Consider the following 19,083-nt stretch of genomic DNA (forward strand, 5'->3'; position numbering starts at 1 on the left):
GAAAGAAATGGGTGAATTCTCATGAACTTTTTTCATTCATTCACCAATTTCTATTTCATCACTCATTTCATCATGGTTTAACGCTTATTCGTTTTCTTCAACCGTTGTTACATCGATGTTCAAGTCAAACAATTGCATTGGCGAAACGGTACTTGGCGCTTGAGACATTGGATCAGCTGCTTTCCCATTTTTAGGGAAAGCAATGACTTCGCGAATGTTTTCTTCACCAGCCAAGAGCATCACTAACCGGTCTAACCCAAGGGCGATGCCGCCATGTGGTGGGAACCCATAATCCAAAGCATCCAATAAGAAGCCAAATTGATTTTGCATCTCGCGACGTGAGAAGCCTAGCGCTTCAAACATTTGCTCTTGCACTTCCCGTGTATGGATACGCAATGATCCGCCACCTAGCTCGTAACCGTTTAGCACGATATCGTAGGCTTGCGCATAGACTTTTGAAGGGTCTGTCGTTAACAACGGCAGATCGCTTTCTTTTGGCAATGTGAATGGATGGTGAGCAGAAACGTAGCGGCCTGCTTCTTCATCGTATTCAAATTGCGGCCAATCAGTGACCCATAGGAAGTTGAATTTGCTCTCGTCGATCAAGCCTAATTCTTTTCCTAATTTATTACGGATCGCCCCCAATGTTGCTGAAACGATCGCAAAGGAATCGGCACCAAACATCAGAATATCGCCAACTTCCGCATTGGCTGCTGCAATGATCGCGTCGGTCGCTTCTGTCAAGAATTTAGCGATCGGTCCTTTCAATCCATCTTCTTCAACTTTGACCCATGCCAATCCTTTGGCACCAAATTGACCAGCGTAATGGCCTAGATTGTCCATATCTTTTCTGGAGTATTTGTCTGCAGCCCCTTTGGCGTTCAAGACTTTCACAACGCCGCCTTTTTCAAGAGCCATTTGGAAGACTTTAAAATCAACGTCTTTCACAACTTCTGATAAGTCGATAAGCTCCATGTCAAACCGTGTATCTGGTTTGTCACTGCCGTAGCGTCCCATTGCCTCATCATAGGTCATCCGTGGGAATGGCAAGGTAACTTCGATGCCTTTGACTTCTCGCATCACTTTTGCCAACAGCTCTTCCGTATAGGTTTGGATTTCTTCTGCCGTCAAGAAAGAGGTTTCGATATCGACTTGGGTAAATTCTGGTTGACGGTCGCCCCGCAAATCTTCGTCACGGAAGCAACGTACGATTTGATAGTAGCGATCGAAGCCAGCACCCATCAATAACTGTTTAAAAATTTGTGGTGATTGCGGCAACGCATAGAAATGACCTGGATAGATCCGTGAAGGAACCAAATAATCCCGCGCACCCTCTGGTGTTGATTTTCCTAGATAAGGTGTTTCGATATCCAAGAAGTCGTTCGTATCTAAGAAATTGCGGATTGCTTGCGTCGTTTTCGCCCGCATCACGATGTTGTTCGTCATTTTTGGACGACGCAAGTCTAAATAACGGTATTTCATGCGAATCTCATCGCCAACGGTTTGATCATCTTCAATCAAAAAGGCTGGTGTTTTTGCAGTGTTTAAAATCGTGATTTCGCTGATCATCACTTCATAGGCACCTGTCACCATTTTCGGATTGATGGCTTCTGGTGCACGATTGATGACTTGACCTATTACTTCTAACACATATTCACTGCGGCATTTGTCCGCGATTTCCCAGGCTTCTTTCGAAACCTCAGGATTGAAGACGATTTGCACGATCCCTTCTCGGTCGCGCAAGTCAATAAAGATCACGCCCCCTAAGTCACGGCGCTTTTGCACCCAGCCTTTTAGAGTTACTGTCTGGTTTAAATGGGTCTCATTTACTAACCCGCAATATACTGTACGTTTTGTCATTCTTTTTCTCCTCACTCAAACATTTTGGTTGTCATTTCATCGTAGATCTCATCGAAGCGGGCATAAAGATCCGCTAACGGAAATTGTTTTTCTTCACGGCTTGCCATGGATTTGATATTGATCACTTGTTCTGCTAATTCTGTTTCGCCTAGAGTCAGAACCAACCGTGCTCCTTGTTTATCAGCAGATTTAAACTGGGCTTTGGCTTTACGATCCATGAAATCACGATCGGCAGAAAAACCGAAATTACGAATCGCTTGCACGACTTTCAGCGCTTCTAAATTGGTTTCTTGTCCCAAACCAACCACATACGCATCTAACTCATTCAAAGCAGGAATCACAACTTCTTCAGCTTCCATAGTGATCAATAAACGTTCGATCCCCAAAGCAAAACCAAAACCAGGTGTTTCTGGTCCGCCTAGCTCTTCCACTAAATGATTGTAACGACCGCCGGCACAGATGGTGGCTTGCGCCCCCATTTTTGGTGCCTCACTCATGATTTCAAAAATCGTGTGGGTATAATAATCCAAACCGCGCACCATATTTGAATCGATCTCATAAGGGATCTCCAACGCATCCAGCATACTCGTTACGGTTTCAAAATGTGCCTTGGCATCTGGTGTTAAGTAGTCTAGGATCGATGGTGCATCCGCCACGAATTTTTGGTCTCGCTTGTCCTTGCTGTCAAGGACCCGCAAAGGATTTTCATGCAAGCGGCGTTTTGAATCCTCACTAAGCTCCGCTTCATGGGGCGCTAGATAGTCGATCAACGCTTGCCGATAGTTTTGGCGTGTTTCTTTGTCGCCTAATGAATTGATGACCAAGCGCAATTGACTCAGTCCTAATTGACGATAAAAATCCATTGCCATCGCCATTGTCTCAACATCGGTCGCTGGATTTGCTGAACCGAAAACTTCGACACCGATTTGGTGGAATTGACGCAAACGGCCTTTTTGCGGACGTTCATAACGGAACATTGGTCCCATGTAAAACACTTTATAAGGCTTCGTATGTTCTGGTCCGAATAGTTTGTTTTCGACATAAGAACGAGCGATCGGTGCGGTGCCTTCTGGACGCAACGTCACATGACGCTCTCCTTTATCGTAGAAATCATACATTTCTTTTGAAACGATATCCGTTGTGTCCCCGACACTGCGGGCGATCACTTCAAAGTGCTCAAAAATCGGTGTCCGAATTTCGTTGAATTGGTAATCGCGAAACACTAAACGTGCTGTTTCTTCTACAAATTGCCATTTTTCGGATTCTCCTGGCAAAATATCGTTGGTTCCTTTTGGACGTTGGTAACTCATCGTATGCATCCTCCTATTTGTTTCATGGTTGCCCATGTTCTTTGCTTTCATTGCTTGTTTGCTTATTCACCTATTGCTTGTTGCTCGTTGATGTGGGTGGGTTGTTCGCGTGTTTGGCTTTTGGGTTATTGCGCTCTTAGTGGTTGGTTGCTGCTGGTCATCATCTATTCTGTCTTGCTCCAAAAGACAATCCCAGTGATTCCTAGTTTGGTTACTTCGCTCCCTATGGTCGCCTAGTACTGTTCATCATCTATTCTGTTCCGCTTTGCGGACCAGTCATTGTGATTCCTAGTTCGGTTACTACGCTCCCTACGGTCGCCTAGTACTGTTCATCATCTATTCTGTCTTGCTCCGCAAGCCAATCATAGTGATTCACAGCAAAAAACTCGCCCTTGTTTTTTTATACAAGGGCGAGTTTTGATTACACGCGGTACCACCTAAATTCGAGAAATGTTCTTCTCCTTCGCTCGATTAACGCTCGGTCACGGAACAGCTTTTCTTCTGTTCATCTCCAGATTGTCTTTCCTTTACACGTCCTAAACTGCTTTCAGCCGGGGCAGTTTTCTCTTTTAAGGAGTAGAATAAAGTACTCGATCCTTCACTGATTTTTGATATTATCTATAAACTACAAGAAAGCTATGAAAAAGTCAAGGTGTTTCACTGTCTTTTTCACTCCGCTGCTCTCTAGTAGCATTTTCTCAAGTGTTCAACACAAAGAAGCTCTCCTTCTGTTTGCTTTTCTTCCTTTTTGCGTTATGCTGAATAACGAAGGTTTTGTTTCTATGAAAGGAGCTGTTTTTATGTCTTTATATTCAGGCTATATCCGTCAACCACACTACTATGAGACCGATCAAATGGCGATCATCCATCACGCCAATTATATCCGCTGGTTTGAAGAGGCCCGCGTGGAATTACTCGCGTTTTTGGATTTACCGTATCATACCATCGAAGAAGCGGGCTTGATCGTTCCCGTGCTGGAAGTCAGTGCGCAATACAAAACGATGATTCGTTACGAAGATGAGGTGCGAATCGATGTTTTGGTCGACAAATATACTGGCACGCGTTTGGATTTTCGCTATGAGATCTACAAAACTAGCGATGGTCAGTTGGCAACGACGGGGACTTCAAAGCATTGTTTTTTAGCAAAAGAGACCAATCGCATCGTGCAGCTGAAGCGTAGTTTTCCTGAAATCCATCAACGATTTGCTGATTATGCTACCCTGTCAGGGGAATAATCAATTCTGATCACTCATTTAAGTCAAAATCCTTGCTTTTTGAAACGGCTTTCGTATAATCAAAAGTAATTTCAGGGAAGGATGATGGCGATGTACGTGATTAAAGTTTTGCATGGTTACATTGGCAAAGATGGTCGTCGCACTCGTGAAAAAATTCCAGACAAGTTATGGGTCTTTGAAGATCGGAAGCAGTCCGAAGCATTTGCAGATAAAATTGGTGGTCGCGTCAAACCGTTAACTGAAGTCAAACAGCATACGTAAAAAAATAAGCCGTTATCGTCTTTTGCGCATAGACGATAGCGGCTTATCTTTTTTACTGCGAAACAGGATTAGTCATCCAATTCGGTTTCTAGTACTTCACCTGTTTGGGCATTGATTTTCACATCTGTTTGTTTGTTGCCATCTTCTACTTTGACTTCCCAATAGGTTACATTCATTTCTTTGTCTAATGACCAATCTGTTGCTTGACCACCGCCAGCTTCTTTCACGGCGATATCAGAAATTTCTTCCAATGAAAGCAAGTTGGTTAGGTCCAATTGATCGGCATCTTTTTTGACACCGTTTTGTTCATCGGCATCCAATTTTTCCGTTCTTTCTTCAGAAGTTTCTTTGGTTTCTGCATCGATCTTTAATTCAAACTCATTCGTGTCATCCACGCCTTCTACTTGGTAGAAGTAATTGCCAAAAGAAGTATCCAAATCAATCGAAGTGATCGCTGCATCTGGGTATTTGTCTTGGAATATTTGGATCGCTTCTTCTACGGTCACCGTAGGTAAGCCGCCATTGGCGATCGCTGCACTGCTTGAAGAGCTGTCTGTTGCTTGTGACGACGTTGTTTCACTTGATGAGGCAACTGCTGTGCTTGAGCTGCTGTTTTGCACAGGTTCTGAATTTCCAGTGTTGTTTTGTGTACATCCTGCCAATAATCCTAATGCGGCAATTCCGAATAAAATAGTTGTTTTTTTCATGTTTCATTCCTCCAATTGTTTGTGTATTCCTTTTTTCTATATATTTAGAATAACAAGTTCCTCATGAAAAAGAATCAAAAATGCTTGAAGAAAATCTAAAAAAATCTTCATCTTTCTCTTTCATTTGGAAAGGCAAGTTTAAAGATACTGCCTTGCGGTTGATTGTCTGTCACGGTAATTTTGGCATGATACTTGTCTGCCAGCTGTTTTACCAGTGAAAGCCCGATGCCTGAACCAGCAATCTGGCTGGAACGAGAATCTTCTACTCGATAGAACCGTTCGAAAATCAAGGCTTTCTTATCATCGGGAATCCCAATGCCAAAATCGGCGACGGTCAAAGACATCTGTCTCTGCTCTTGCGTCAAGGTCACATGAATCGGCTGATCGGCAGGTGAATACTTCGCGGCATTTTCTAACAGGTTTTGGATGATTTGCTGGAAGTCACGTTTATGCCCACGTTTCATACATTGGTTCTCCACAAAATATTCAATCGATTGCGGAACGATCGTCGCTTGTTTTTCACACTCTTCTCGGACGATCTGGGAAACATCAACAAAGGTCATTTCATCTTGGGATTGATTTTTTTCTAGGTCCAACAATTGATTGCTCAATGTTTCCAAACGCTTCGACTCTTTGTCGATAAACGCCATTGAGGAAGGAATGACTTCGGGATGTTTGGTTCCACGCCGCTGGATCAATTGGACATGTCCGCGAATCGCAGCTAAAGGTGTTCGCAGCTCATGGGAAGCATCGGCAACGAACCGTTTTTCCCGCTCGATCGTCTCTCGCTGTTCTTTCAATAATTTATTAAAGGCCAATGCCACTGAACGAATCTCGATGGGCTCTTCAGAAACCGTCAGTTCTCCTGTTCGACTTTGTTCAATGGCAGCAATTTCTTGCGCCATACCCGTAAGCTTCTGACTCCATTTCCCGACACTCCAATAAATCAGCAGACTGCCCACGACAACAGCGATCAGATTCAAGAAACTGCTGATCATAAAGAGGCCATAGGCTAATTCCACACTATCCTCCCCATTGATAGCGATCGTCACCTGATCCCCATCGACTTCTTGGGTTTTCGTGTAATAGATGCCCTCCTCTGTAAAAACGATGTCTTCGAGAAAAGGAATCACTCGCCCTTGATTGATATCGGCAAAAATCTCTTCCGCATCTTCTGATGAAACGACACTGCCATCGGCTAAGATCACTTGCAGGGCGTCTTCTTCATCTGCCGAGACATAGGCATTGACGAGAAAGTCCCAGGCATCCCCTGATGCCTCACCTTTTTCGATGGCTTCAAGGATGTTGCTGGCACGATTTTCGATATGTTCAAACAAATAACCTACGGATAATAAAATAAACAGCAGATTGAAGAGAATCAGCAGACCAAAGAGAATCAAGGAAAAGCGGCTCGTCAATTGAAACTGGGCTGTTTTTCTACGTTGGTTGGCTGACTTATTCTTCATGATCGGTCCTCAAGACATAGCCTAATCCACGAACGGTTGCGATCATTTTGCCTTTGCCGCAAACATCCAGCTTGTTCCTCAGTGTGCGGATATAGACATCTACAACATTTGTTTGGCCGTCGTATTCATAGCCCCAAATCTCATTCAACAGGTCATCTCTCGTTTTGACGACCTCGGGTTCTTTCATCAATTCATATAAAATCCCAAACTCTTTGGGCGTCAACTCAATGGTTTCACCGGCAACCTGAACCAAGTGCTTGGCGATGTCCATCATCAGCTCCCCCGCCACTAATTGGTTTTGCTGGTTCTTTTGTTGTTTGGCTTCTCGTTGCAAACGCCGCTCGATCACCCGAATTCTGGCAAACAGTTCTTCGATTTCAAAAGGTTTCGTTAAATAATCATCTAATCCGACATCAAGCCCCGTCACCACATCGGCGGTTTGATTTCTGGCGGTCATCATCAAAATCGGGATGTCGCTTTCTTTGCGTATCCGCCGCGCCACTGTGATGCCGTCATAGATTGGCAGCATCCAATCCAATAAAATCAGATCAAAGGCATTTGCTTGCTGATTGAACAAGGTCAATGCCTCTTGCCCATCTTTGGCCCAGACCGTGTCATATCCCTCAAAAGTCAATTCGGTCTGAATAAAACTGGCTAAACTTTCTTCGTCTTCTACTAGCAAGATCTTCAAGGCCATATGCGCTCCTCCTCCTGTTTTGCTTCTATCATAACGGATTTTTTCGAAACTTCCTAACTGATTGAAAGAAAAAAATCATGAAGATTTTTTCATGTTCAACCAAAAAAGACGGCATGAACCAAGGTCCACTCCGTCTTTCATTTATTCCATATTTTTTGCTAGCTGATACGTGCCAACAAGTTCCCCTTGTTGGAGTTGAAGCACGTAAGGACATGTTTCAGCCAAAAACTCGCGATCATGACTGATCACCGCTAGCAGATCAACTTCTTTAGCGACTGTTCGCAACAGTTTTGCGACTTCTTCCATTTGCTGCAAATCTAACCCACTCGTTGGTTCATCGAAAAACAACAAGCGTTTACCAGAAAGCAGGGCACTGCCGATGGCAACTCGTTGTTTTTCCCCACCCGACAAGCTTTGCGGATGTCGGGCAAGGAGTGGTGTTAAGTGCAACAATGAGACAATTTCTTCAAAACGCGCTGGGTTTTGGGCTTTGATCAGCAGCTCTTTTTCCACCGTTTCAAAAAACAGCTGCAAGTTAACATCCTGCATCACAAGAAAGCTTTCCTGCAGCAGCTGCTTTTGGGTCCGCTTTTGTCCATTGATGGCAAATACTGCTTCTGGGCATTTTTTCAATCCTGACAGGACTTGCACCAACGTACTTTTGCCAGCACCATTTGGTCCAACGATCCCCACAGCTTGCTTCGTCGGCAATTGTAGTTCAGGCAAGTTAAGCGCCCAATTTCTGCTGTTTGCTGAGCGTTTCGATTGCTTGATCTGCAGATGCGTTGCCCTTAATCCAGACTTTTCTGGCAAAGATTCTCGGCAGTGCTGATTTTCCAATGCCGCCTCGCCTACTTTTCGCAATCCCAACTCGTGAATTGCCTCCTCGGGCAGTGACAACAGCTGATCTGCTGGATAAGACGCCCGCAATCGTCCTGCTTCTAATAGACAGAAGCGATCTGCCAGTGGCGCCAAATACGCCAAGCGGTGTTCGGCGATCACAATGGTTTTCCCTTGTTGTTTTAAAGAAGCCAATCCTTGAGTCAACTTTTGGATCGCTTCTTGATCCAAATTACTGGAAGGCTCATCCAATAAGAACACATCATGGGGCAGCATCGTGGCTGCAGCGAGAGCAATCAGCTGCTTCTCCCCACCAGATAGGTCAAAGACACTAGCATCAAGCAACGGGGTCAGGGAAAACTGCTGTGCTACTTCGGTGATTCGCTGCCGAATGTTTTCTGGTGCGACGCCCGCATTTTCCATCGAAAAAGCTAACTCCGAATAGACATCCGTGGTGAAAAATTGAGTCTTGGGGTTTTGAAAGACGACGCCAATCGTCTGGGCATAATGGGAGAAATCGGCAACTGGCAAGTCTGTTTCTCCGACACGGATCTTTCCTTGCACTTCGGCGGGATACAGCTCAGGGATCAAGCCATTCAAAACATTGAGCAAGGTCGATTTTCCGCTGCCGCTAGCGCCGCACAAAACGATAACTTCCCCAGCTGCGACTGTCAAAGAAAGCTCAGATAATACGGTTCGATTTTCTCGTTTCACTGACACTTGTTCTAGTGTGATCATCCAAGCCACATCCTTTTCACGATAAAGCCGCATAATGCTAAAAAGACCAAGCCATCCCACCAGCGCAGCTTCAGTTCGTGGACGGTGGTATGGGGAGTTTCTGATGCTAACCCGCGAACCAGCGCCGTAGCCGACAGTTCGGTTGCGGTCTTTTCAGCCGACATCAGTAATGGGATCAAAAAATACTCCGCACTTTGCAGTGGATGAAGCAAGATCGATCCTGCCGACAGCGAGATGCCGCGAAAGCGCATCGCTTGGCGAATACTTTTGAAATCTTGTACCAATGTGGGAAAAAAACGAAATAAGACTGCCAGCGGGACTAATAATACATTGGGCACGTGCATTTTTTGCAACGCCGCCATCCACTCACTGTTCTTCGTCCCACTAATGGCAAAAGCCGCCGCCATGATCGTTGGCAATAAGCGGCGATAACCGACGGAAAAGAAATCCAGCAACACGATCAATAGGTGGTTTCCTTGGCGAAACAAAAAACTATCTGCCAGTGTCAGCAAGACAAACACGCCATAGAACATCAGGCCTTTTTTCCAAAAGCCGCTGACTAAAAATAGCAGCAGCAAGAACGTGACAAAGACAAACTCATCGATCCAGCTAATGGACACCATCATAGTAAAACTAGCAAAGAGAATCACCGCCAATTTGCTGCGGGGATCAAACCTTGTTTTCGACACATTCCTCACCCTTTATGCGATTGGATCGTTGGTTGAAAATGTTTTTCCATCAAGCGGCTACCAATGCCTAAACCAGCCACCGCACCAATCAAAACGGCCAATGCACAAAGCCCCAACATCACATTGGAGGTATGAGCAAACACACCGGCAATGTAGGTTTCATCTTTTCCGCGAGCCACTAATGAATCGATGTAGGCATTTTTCATAAACCACAGGGGCAAGATCGGGCCCATCAAGCCAAAACTAAAGACGATATAACTCGCCAGTACGCGAACGTTCTCTTTGAGCTTTGTTTTGTATTGAATCAAATCAGCTGTTAAGGCACAAATCATATTGGGCAAAAAGGCCAATGGAAAATGTCCTGAAATCAAAAAAAAGAGCCCTACCACGGTACCCATAATGGTGATTGCGCCAAATTTCGGTACTTTATTCAATAAAATCAGATAGATAATGCCAGAAAACAAAGCGGTGACTGCTGGAATAAATAAATTATGAAAACCTGGGATCACAAAACGCAAAATCAATAGACAGACGCTCATTAAAAGAAAATAGATCGCTGTATAGATCCCCACTGCAATTAAATCTTGAACCTTTAGTTTTTTCACTGCGTATACGCTCCTTCTTGCAAGCAATCAATGAAAAAACCGTTGCTGCTTGCTTGTACAAACTTATTTTTACAAAGCCTCAGTATAGCACAAAGCAGACGTTTTTATGGGGAGATATGCTTATCAACAGTCGATTTTCTTCTAGAACAGAACCAACAAACAGACGTCACTTCTGAATGGCTCCATTTCAACACACAGGGACCTTTAAAAATCCACTAATGGAAAAATGATGCTTTCACACGCTTAGTTGTTTTCTCCTCTTCCCATCTTTGCGAAATTAATGAATAATAGATAAAGACAAACATTAAAAATCAGCACAGACTCTTCATCATTTTCTTTATTAAGAAACCAGCAGGTGCTTCTATAAAAAAACAATAAGAAAGCTGACTGTCGCTTATTCGTTGAAGAAAATCAACGCTGTACTGCTGTGTAAACAGCATAAACCCAACTGTAAAAACATTTTGACACTTGATTTCAAGGCATTGTCAAAGACATTTGATCGTTAGAATGCAGACATTGGCCTAAACTAATGGTAGAAGGAGCGGATAAAATGAACTTAAGCAAACAAATAAAAAAACATCGGGAACGATTAAGTCTCTCTCAGGAAGGGCTGACAGAAAAACTCTATGTCTCCCGACAAACGATCTCCAATTGGGAGAATGAAAAAAGCTATCCTGATGTTCACAATTTATTATTGCTCAGTGTTCTATTTGATGTTTCTTTAGATGAATTAGTCAAAGGGGATGTTGAACAAATGAAAGAAACGATTGAGAAAACAGAAATGGATCGTTACACAAAAATGATGCTGCTTTTTATACTATTGACCGCACTCTCTGTTGGGCCTGCTCTTTATTTACCCGGATACTGGTGGATTGTCCCGCCTCTATGTTTTTGGCTCGTCTCCATGTATGCCGCATTAAAGATCGAAAAAATCAAGAAAACCCAAAATATCAAAACGTATAAAGAGATCGTTGCCTTCATGGAAAATCAAGACCTCGATGCCATTAGAAAAAAGCGCGACGTCAAAAAAGATTTCCTTTCAACAGCATTCATCGTCGTGGTCTTTACCTTGATCGTCGGCATCATCGCATGGCTTAGTACACTGCCGCATTTACTGATGCGCTGATCAAAACACAGGTTGAAGCTGCTTTTATGATGAAGCCGCTACAACCTGTGTTTTTTTCAATTCAATGATCTCATCTACATAAATCAAATTTTTCGGGCGATGGGTGATCATAATGACTAGTTTATTTTTCAATTGGTCTTTGATCGCTGCAAAAAGCTTTTCTTCTGTTGTTACGTCTAAAGCAGATGTGGCTTCATCAAGAACAATGACTTCTGCGTCTGAGAAAAACAATCGGGCAAAAGCGATTCGCTGTTTTTCCCCACCAGAAAGGTTGGCTCCTTTTTCTCCAATTTCAGCAGATAGTCCTCTCTTGAGTACCTGATAGAATGCGCCTAATTGACATTTTTCTAATACCGCTATGATTTCCTCGTCTGCGATTTCCTTATCAAAAATAATATTCTCTTTCAGCGTTCCTTGGAAGATTGGGGCATCTTGCGATAGATAAAAGATATGCTCATAGAAATCATTTAAGTTATAAGCAGCTAAATTTTTGTGATTGATCAGGATCGCACCGGTCGTCGGCTGATACAAGCCTAAAATCGTTTTGACCAGCGTTGATTTTCCCGCGCCGCTTTCTCCTACTAACCCATAAATTGCTCCCCGCTTCAGCTCCAGTGTGCTATTGGTTAAGATTTGCTTTTCTTGAAGTGTGACGGATAGATCCTTAACTGTGATGCAGTTGATGGTCTCAGACAATGCATCGCCTTGTGTTAATGCTTTGTCCTCTGACAGATAGAAAAATTCGTTTAACCGTGCAAAGGCAACTTTATCTAAGTTGTATTGAACAAAAATCACGTTAAATATTGCAACAGGCGTGTAGATTCGATCCACATAAATAATCAATGCTGCTAAACCGCCCAAGCTGACCGTAATCTGATTTGTAAATGCCAATACCACAATTGCGACTTTGATCAATGCGACTAAGACTGCAAAAAAACCAAAGAAAAACTCATGGATCATCGTCATTTTCGTCAAACGTTCTGTTGTGTCAGCAGCCATGTTTTTATATTGTGCGATCTCTTTTTCAAACCGTTTATTGATTCGAAACGTAACCATTTCCGTTAGTCCGCGAATAAAGGTGCTATTCATGGTTTCTTCTGAAACTAGCGCACGTTCTTTGAGAGAGCGTAAAACTTTCAAAAGCAGATTGGTCACGATAAACACCACTAGATAGCCCACAAGGATCGCCGGAATCAATCTTTTATCGATCATAGCAATAAAAGCTAAGTTAAACAGTGTTTCGGGAAGCAATTCTTTAAACAAGCGTCCATAAAAATTCAAATGGATATTTCTGCCAGCCGCTGCTCCCGCTTCGGTTTTCTGTAAGAGTGCTCCAGAGCCGATCTGCAAGTACTCGGAATAGGCAATCTTGCTGATTTTTACTAAAGCTTGTTCTTTGAGATAGAAATACATGCTGTTGTACAATGTTGTTTTTGGTTTCTGCTCGAGATAGGACAAAAGCGGTACCAGTACTAGCGTTAACCCATAGATAAAAACAACTGGCCAATCAAGTGTCTTGCCAAATGAATCGAGTAGTTTTTGAAAATAAAAAACATTCGCGGCACTCAAAAATGAGACCGCAATTCCAATCCCAACATATACCGTCAATCCTTTTTTAAAATGCCGCCATAAATCAATTGCCATCGTATGCTCCTTTTGCTGCAGTGTTCGTGGAAAAATCGTAAGATAAATAAAACAAACGTTTTCAAAAGTATAATCTATTTTTCGCTTAATGGAAAGAAACATATGAAAGATAGTGAGAAACCATTCTTCGGTCATCGAGAAAAAACAAAAAACCCCGCTCAAGAGCGGGGCTAACGTTGTTGCCAACGATGGATTATTTGTTTAAAGCGTCTTTTGCTTGGTCAGCTAATGCAGTAAATGCTGTTGCATCGTTTACAGCCAAGTCAGCTAACATTTTGCGGTTGATGTCGATTTCAGCTAATTTCAAGCCGTGCATCAATTTTGAGTAGCTTAAGCCATTCATACGAGCCGCTGCGTTGATACGAGCGATCCACAATTTGCGGAAGTCGCGTTTCTTTTGACGACGATCGCGGTATGCGTAGTTGTATGAATTCATTACTTGTTCTTTTGCTGTTTTAAATAGAGTGTGTTTAGAACCGTAGTAACCTTTTGCTAATTTAAGCACTTTTTTACGACGTTTACGAGTTACTGTTCCACCTTTAACACGTGCCATGTATAATTCCTCCTAATATGAAAATCGATAATTGTTTGTATACGTGAAGCTTGGGTTACGCAATTATTTCATGCGTGCTAGTTGTTGACGGATACGTTTGTAATCGCCAGCTGAAACCATTGAAGCTTTACGCAATTGACGACGTTGTTTTTTTGTTTTGCCGTGGAAACGGTGACTGGTAAAGGCACGGAAGCGTTTCAATCCGCCGCCGCCAGTGCGTTTTACGCGTTTTGCTAATCCGCGGTGTGTTTTTTGTTTTGGCATAACTAATTTCCTCCTCAAAATCTTTCGTTATCTGACTTTAAACTGAAACTCAGTGAGTCATTATTTATCGTTTTTTGGTGCTAATACTAAGAACATACTGCGGCCATCCATTTTTGGCTTTTGCTCAACAGTTGCCAAATCAGCAGTTTCTTCCGCCAAACGATCTAACACTTTCTGACCAATTTCTTTATGGGTAATGGCACGGCCTTTGAAACGGATCGAAGCTTTCACTTTGTCCCCTTTTTCAAGGAATTTACGTGCATTACGCAATTTTGTGTTGAAATCATTGACGTCGATCGTTGGACTTAAACGAACCTCTTTAATGTTGATTACTTTTTGTTTCTTACGAGCTTCACGGTCTTTTTTCTGTTGCTCAAAGCGGAATTTCCCGTAATCCATAATTCTTGCTACTGGCGGCTTAGCATTTGGTGCCACCAATACCACATCAAGGTTTGCTCGTTCTGCAATTTGCAATGCTTCAGCTTTACTCTTTACACCAAGTTGTTCGCCGTTTTGATCAATCAAACGCAATTCACGTGCACGAATGCCGTCGTTTACCATCATATCCTTTGCTATGGTCATTCACCTCCGAGTTTTTTGAGAGAAAGAAAAGCTTGTCGATTCGAAATCAGACAATAAAAAAACGAGTTCTTCACGAACCCGCACGTACTCCACACAAATAAATGGTAGGAATCCTATTCTGCCCAGCGATATCTTCACTCAGGCGAGAAGCGGGTGCTTCTGCTTTTATTTCTCAACTTTTATAGTATACTGCTTTTTTCTTTTATTGTCAACAGTTTTCATGATTGTTTCAAAAAAAGCCGGAGCATACGCTCCGACTTTCGCGTTTCTTATTCTGCTTTCAATGCAGCCATCGTGATGTAGTTGTATGGTTGGTTGAAGTGAGGCAAGAAGAAGATATCTAATAGCTTCATCTTGTCGATCGTTACGCCTTCTTCGATCGCTAGTGAGAACATGTGGATGCCCATTGCGATTTCAGATGTACGTGACGCCATTTGTGCACCAACGATACGGCGTGTTTCTTCTTCATAGACGATGCGGATCTTAACTGTCGCATTTTCTTTCATGAAGCCTGGTTTTTGGGTATCTTCGTAATCAGAGTATTTCACTTTCATGCCATTACGTTCGGCAGCTTCGACTGACAAGCCAGTTGAAACCATGTTGTAGCCGAAGATCGAAATCCCGTTTGATCCTTGAACACCTGTTGATTCTAGAGACGTTCCGCCGATATTATGGGCAGCGACGATCCCTGAACGTACGGCATTCGTTGCTAATGCGATATACGTTGTTTGCTGCAAAGCATTTGAGTACACCGTTGCACAGTCACCGACTGCGTAAACATCTGCATCGCTTGTCCGTTGATGGCGGTCCACTAAGTACGCGCCGTTAGCAAACAATTCCAAATGATCTTTGCCTAGCTCGTTGTTTGGTAAGAAACCGATCGCGTTGATCACTAGATCAACTGGGTATTCGCCGTTGTCTGTTACAACTGCTTCTACTTTCTCTGTTCCTTTGTATTCACGTGCTAATTCACCGAAATGCAATTCAATGCCATTGTCAGCTAAGTTTTTGTCCATATCTTCTGTGAACCATTTGTCGTAGTAGTTTGGCAATGCCCGTGTCGCTGCATCAAAAAGCAACACATTTTTACCACGGCGTTTTGCTGCTTCCGCAATTTCAACACCGATGTAACCAGCACCGATAACGGCAACGTTTTTCACGTCTTCTGAGGCTAACTCTTTATCAACCGTTTGTCCATCTTGGAATTTTTTCAAGAAATGGATGTTTTTCAAGTCACGTCCAGGTACTTTTGGTGAAATCGGTACAGAACCAGTTGCGATGACAACTTTATCATAAGATTCAACGATCGTTTCACCGTCATTGGTTACAGCGTGCACTTCTTTTTTCTCAAAATCGATATGGTCAACCACTGTTTCCATATGGATTTTTGCACCTTTTGCTTCAAAATCTTCACGTTTTGTATAGAACAAGCCTTCGTATGAATCGATTTGACGTCCAACCCATAAAGCAGTCCCACAACCTAGGTAGCTTAAGTTTGTATTACGGTCGATCATTACGACCTCTTGGTCTTTGTAGTTATCTAATAGTGTATTGGCAGCAGCAATCCCCGCGTGGTTTGCACCGATAATAACTGTTTTTGTCATGGAAAATTTCCTCCTTTTGTTTACATTGTCATTATAGCTTGCTTGTGAATTTGAAAACTATCAACTTTTTCGCGATTTTAAAAATTTATGACAGTTTTTCGTTGATATACGTCACTTTCAGCGGGTTAAGTTTCTATATCAAAATTATTTTCGTCTTGCAAGCAAAAAGATTGTGAGAAATTATGTATTTAAACCTAAGAATTTTCCTTGTTATAAAAGCATTCTGCAAACCGATTGAATAAATTTCACAATATTCTACTGCTTTTTCGTACCTATTGCGGCAGCGATTCGCCGTGTTATACTGAAGAGAAAAACAGATAGGATGGGATCTTGATGAAGAAAAAAATCGTATTGCCACTACCGCCCTTATTGTCGGCATTAGAGCCACAGGATTTTTATTTAGAAGAAGAACTGCTTTTCGAAGGTGCTTTCTTCGAAGGCGGTGACTATAGCTATGATGCTTGCAAAAATCTCATCTTGAAGCAATGTCATTTCAAGAAAGTGACGATGCAAAAAACACGCTTGAGTCAATGGGAATGCCAAAACGTTCTTTTTGAGAATTGCGATTTTTCTAATCTGGAATGTTTTGGCGCCAGCTTTCATCGGGTTCACTTTAAACAGTGCAAATTGACTGGCACCAATTTTGCGGAAAGCTATTTCCGTGACTGCACCTTTGAAGATTGCGTGGCAAACTTTGCTTCTTTTAGCAACACCAATTTACGGACGATGCTGTTTCGTCAGTGCCAACTAAACGACAGTGAGTTTTATGAAATGGATTGGAAACACTTGACGCTACAAGAAAACCAGTTGAACAATAGCAACTGGTTTCACACAAAATTAGCAACTTTAGATTTTCGGACCAATCAATTTCAAAAGATCGCGTTGTCCTTTGAACAATTGCGGGGGCTAACGGTCGATCAAGAACAAGCCTTGGTCATCGCCGCCGGTCTAGGTTTGGTGATCGATTAACGAATTCTGCGCCATAAAGCAATCAACATCCAGATGGATAACACTAAACTGATCAATAAGGCAATCCCCCAACCGAAAATACTATTGGTAAAAGGCAGTGGAACATTCATGCCAAAGAAACTGGTGACGATGGAAGGCACAGTCAACAAGAGGGACCAAACGGTCAAAAACTTCATGGTATCATTCAAGTTATTGTTTAACAGATTATTGTAGGTTCCAGATAGTTGCTCTAAAATTTGAAAAGCCAGCAACGTCATTTCCACTGCCTGTTTGGCTTCGATCAGGGCATCATCCAGCTGTTCCCGCTCGTCATCATCCATCAAGCGATAAATGGATAACGCTTTGATCTGCTCCAAGAGGACCGCATTTTGTTTCGTGGCAGACACTAAAAAGACTAAACCGACTTCCAAATCGGACATTTGCAGCAGGTTTTTATTGGTGGTTTTTTCCCGTAGTCGCTGATTCAAGCGAATCCGTTCACTATTGACTTCTTCGACTAGCGGAAAAAACGTGCCTGAAATCAAGAATAAGCTTTGAAACAAAAAGTGCAGCGGTGTTTGCTGCGGCTTTTGCAGGATCAAGCGCTCCATCATCGGAATCACATAGCGGGTATCATGGGAGGCAAAAGTAAAGATCTGCTTCTTTTTTAAAATAAACGTCATTGGGCTGGTCTCAAAATGATTGTCTCGCTTTTCTTGCTGAGGTACGTTGAAAACCAGCAGCAATGCTTCTTCTTCGGCATCGTATTCGACTCGTGCGCGTTCGTTTTTATCTAGAGAATACGTAAGCATCTCATCCGACAGATGATATTGTTTTTGTAGTGCCATCACGCTTTTTGCGTCTTGCTGGTCGACTTGAATCCATTCATAGTTTCCATCATAAAAGACATGTTTGTTTTCCACAGTCCATCCTCCACTCTTGCTTTCTTCTATTATAAAAGAAAACAGCCAGAAGCCCAATCAAAGGACTTTTCTGGCTGTATCGGCTATTGCTATTTGCGGGCGTCTTTCAAAGCATCTTCCACCATTGTTAAAACGGCCTGTGCCGCTTGCGGGTCTTCGACAAAATTGAATTGATCGCCATCGATCTGGATCTTTGGACTCTCATTGTATTCTTCGTACCATTGATCGTAGCGTTTGTTCAACTCTTTGTAGTAGTCGTATAACGAAGGATCAAAGGTCAACTGCTCATATTCCCGCCCACGTTTTTCAATACGCTCTAGCATCGTTTCAAAAGAAACGCGAATATGCACCAAAAGATCTGGATGCTTTTTGTGGGCTGCATACGGCAGCTCTTCCAACATATTGGCTAACAATTCATCATAGACTTTGACCTCGGTATCGGTTGCTCGCCCAAGGTCCGCATTTAAATGGAACAACAGTGAATCCTCATAAATGGAACGGTCCAAGACGTTATTGTCGTCTTTCATAGCTTGCTTGATACTTTCAAATCGTTTATTTAAGAAATAGATTTGCAGTAAAAACGCATATTTATTTGGATCTGCATAAAATAATGGTAACACTTCATTGTCATCGATCGATTCATAAAAGGCTTGGCTGCCAAAATGATTGGCGATCAATGCGGTCAAACTTGATTTACCGGCACCAATCGTTCCTGCTAATACGATCACGCTCATATCCCCCAACTCACTCATCACTAAATATTGTATGTTGCACTTGCGATATCAACTATACAATACTATATCTTGTGCCGTCAACTGAAACTTTTGAAGCACAGATCAAGAAGTTTTTCAATAAAAGTTTAAAGATTTTTGCTTTTTTTTGAAATCTCATACGGAATGCTTAACGAAAGAGCCTTCTTCTAGTAAAATAGGAAAGGATCTTTAAATAAATTGTGTTTTTGTCAGGAGATAGTTACAATTGACTGACAAACGATAAATGAATCATGTGGGGTAAGCTCCCTAGAGAAATGA

At 42.6% G+C, this 19,083-nt stretch carries 19 protein-coding genes and 2 other annotated features; of the genes, 4 read left to right on the forward strand and 15 right to left on the reverse strand.

Features of this window, described 5'->3' with window-relative positions:
* Window positions 1–84: 84 nt before the first annotated feature.
* Together aspS and hisS are read right to left on the reverse strand one after the other, a co-directional pair.
* Entirely contained in the window at window positions 85–1,860 is a 1,776-nt protein-coding gene (gene aspS, locus A5878_RS14465; protein ID WP_060791493.1) for an aspartate--tRNA ligase, read from the reverse strand.
* A gap of 11 nt (window positions 1,861–1,871) precedes the next feature.
* Window positions 1,872–3,170 carry a histidine--tRNA ligase gene (gene hisS / locus A5878_RS14470; RefSeq protein ID WP_060791494.1) on the reverse strand — a complete coding sequence of 433 codons (1,299 nt, stop codon included), beginning with the start codon at window positions 3,168–3,170 and terminating at the stop codon, window positions 1,872–1,874.
* A 403-nt stretch (window positions 3,171–3,573) separates the two neighbouring features.
* Window positions 3,574–3,781 (reverse strand) — a binding site (T-box leader).
* 189 nt (window positions 3,782–3,970) lie between these two features.
* Between hisS and A5878_RS14475 the strand changes: the two genes are divergently transcribed.
* Together A5878_RS14475 and A5878_RS14480 are read left to right on the forward strand one after the other, a co-directional pair.
* The gene (locus A5878_RS14475) at window positions 3,971–4,405 is read left to right on the forward strand and encodes a thioesterase family protein (RefSeq protein WP_060791495.1); all 435 of its coding nucleotides are present in this window, start codon (window positions 3,971–3,973) and stop codon (window positions 4,403–4,405) included.
* 90 nt (window positions 4,406–4,495) lie between these two features.
* Complete coding sequence (locus tag A5878_RS14480) at window positions 4,496–4,666, forward strand: hypothetical protein (RefSeq protein WP_008379536.1); 171 nt, start codon at window positions 4,496–4,498, stop codon at window positions 4,664–4,666.
* A 68-nt stretch (window positions 4,667–4,734) separates the two neighbouring features.
* On the opposite strand, the gene A5878_RS14485 is transcribed toward A5878_RS14480, so the two are convergent.
* The 6 genes from A5878_RS14485 to A5878_RS14510 form a co-directional block, all read right to left on the reverse strand.
* On the reverse strand, window positions 4,735–5,373 hold the full coding sequence (locus A5878_RS14485; RefSeq protein WP_060791496.1) for a PepSY domain-containing protein: 639 nt from the start codon (window positions 5,371–5,373) through the stop codon (window positions 4,735–4,737).
* A 107-nt stretch (window positions 5,374–5,480) separates the two neighbouring features.
* Complete coding sequence (locus A5878_RS14490; RefSeq protein WP_060791497.1) at window positions 5,481–6,839, reverse strand: cell wall metabolism sensor histidine kinase WalK; 1,359 nt, start codon at window positions 6,837–6,839, stop codon at window positions 5,481–5,483.
* Window positions 6,829–7,536, reverse strand: coding sequence for a response regulator transcription factor (locus tag A5878_RS14495; protein ID WP_008379528.1), 708 nt, complete (start codon window positions 7,534–7,536; stop codon window positions 6,829–6,831). The genes A5878_RS14490 and A5878_RS14495 overlap by 11 nt, the downstream gene beginning before the upstream one ends.
* A gap of 141 nt (window positions 7,537–7,677) precedes the next feature.
* Window positions 7,678–9,114 (reverse strand): ABC transporter ATP-binding protein, encoded by a 1,437-nt coding sequence (locus A5878_RS14500; protein WP_060791498.1) that lies wholly within the window; start codon window positions 9,112–9,114, stop codon window positions 7,678–7,680.
* Window positions 9,111–9,812 (reverse strand): energy-coupling factor transporter transmembrane component T, encoded by a 702-nt coding sequence (locus tag A5878_RS14505; protein ID WP_016612886.1) that lies wholly within the window; start codon window positions 9,810–9,812, stop codon window positions 9,111–9,113. Before A5878_RS14505 ends, A5878_RS14500 begins: the two co-directional genes overlap by 4 nt.
* The gene (locus tag A5878_RS14510) at window positions 9,809–10,408 is read right to left on the reverse strand and encodes an MptD family putative ECF transporter S component (RefSeq protein WP_005233871.1); all 600 of its coding nucleotides are present in this window, start codon (window positions 10,406–10,408) and stop codon (window positions 9,809–9,811) included. The genes A5878_RS14505 and A5878_RS14510 overlap by 4 nt, the downstream gene beginning before the upstream one ends.
* A 550-nt stretch (window positions 10,409–10,958) precedes the next feature.
* Here A5878_RS14510 and A5878_RS14515 point away from each other — a divergent pair.
* Complete coding sequence (locus A5878_RS14515) at window positions 10,959–11,534, forward strand: helix-turn-helix transcriptional regulator (protein ID WP_060791499.1); 576 nt, start codon at window positions 10,959–10,961, stop codon at window positions 11,532–11,534.
* Window positions 11,535–11,558: 24 nt separating this feature from the next.
* Here A5878_RS14515 and A5878_RS14520 read toward each other — a convergent pair whose 3' ends face one another.
* The 5 genes from A5878_RS14520 to nox form a co-directional block, all read right to left on the reverse strand.
* Window positions 11,559–13,178 (reverse strand): ABC transporter ATP-binding protein, encoded by a 1,620-nt coding sequence (locus A5878_RS14520; protein ID WP_086295745.1) that lies wholly within the window; start codon window positions 13,176–13,178, stop codon window positions 11,559–11,561.
* A gap of 193 nt (window positions 13,179–13,371) precedes the next feature.
* The gene (gene rplT / locus A5878_RS14525; protein ID WP_003128653.1) at window positions 13,372–13,731 is read right to left on the reverse strand and encodes a 50S ribosomal protein L20; all 360 of its coding nucleotides are present in this window, start codon (window positions 13,729–13,731) and stop codon (window positions 13,372–13,374) included.
* Between the two features lie 63 nt (window positions 13,732–13,794).
* Window positions 13,795–13,995, reverse strand: a complete 201-nt coding sequence (gene rpmI, locus A5878_RS14530; protein ID WP_003128650.1) for a 50S ribosomal protein L35 — start codon at window positions 13,993–13,995, stop codon at window positions 13,795–13,797.
* Between the two features lie 60 nt (window positions 13,996–14,055).
* Window positions 14,056–14,577 (reverse strand): translation initiation factor IF-3, encoded by a 522-nt coding sequence (gene infC / locus A5878_RS14535; protein ID WP_005228103.1) that lies wholly within the window; start codon window positions 14,575–14,577, stop codon window positions 14,056–14,058.
* A 47-nt stretch (window positions 14,578–14,624) separates the two neighbouring features.
* Window positions 14,625–14,748: a sequence feature (ribosomal protein L20 leader region), on the reverse strand.
* A gap of 98 nt (window positions 14,749–14,846) precedes the next feature.
* A complete protein-coding gene (gene nox, locus A5878_RS14540) occupies window positions 14,847–16,181 on the reverse strand; it encodes a H2O-forming NADH oxidase (protein WP_005228102.1) in 1,335 nt (444 codons plus the stop codon).
* Between the two features lie 333 nt (window positions 16,182–16,514).
* Here nox and A5878_RS14555 point away from each other — a divergent pair, with 333 nt between their 5' ends.
* A complete protein-coding gene (locus A5878_RS14555) occupies window positions 16,515–17,150 on the forward strand; it encodes a pentapeptide repeat-containing protein (protein WP_010749132.1) in 636 nt (211 codons plus the stop codon).
* Here the strand turns inward: A5878_RS14555 and A5878_RS14560 are convergent.
* Window positions 17,147–18,052, reverse strand: coding sequence for a magnesium transporter CorA family protein (locus tag A5878_RS14560; protein WP_060791518.1), 906 nt, complete (start codon window positions 18,050–18,052; stop codon window positions 17,147–17,149). The genes A5878_RS14555 and A5878_RS14560 overlap by 4 nt on opposite strands.
* Before the next feature lie 89 nt (window positions 18,053–18,141).
* On the reverse strand, window positions 18,142–18,786 hold the full coding sequence (locus A5878_RS14565; RefSeq protein ID WP_010749130.1) for a deoxynucleoside kinase: 645 nt from the start codon (window positions 18,784–18,786) through the stop codon (window positions 18,142–18,144).
* Window positions 18,787–19,083: the final 297 nt, after the last annotated feature.

It is taken from the genome of Enterococcus sp. 3G6_DIV0642 (genome assembly GCF_002140635.1).
GTDB lineage: Bacteria > Bacillota > Bacilli > Lactobacillales > Enterococcaceae > Enterococcus_D > Enterococcus_D casseliflavus.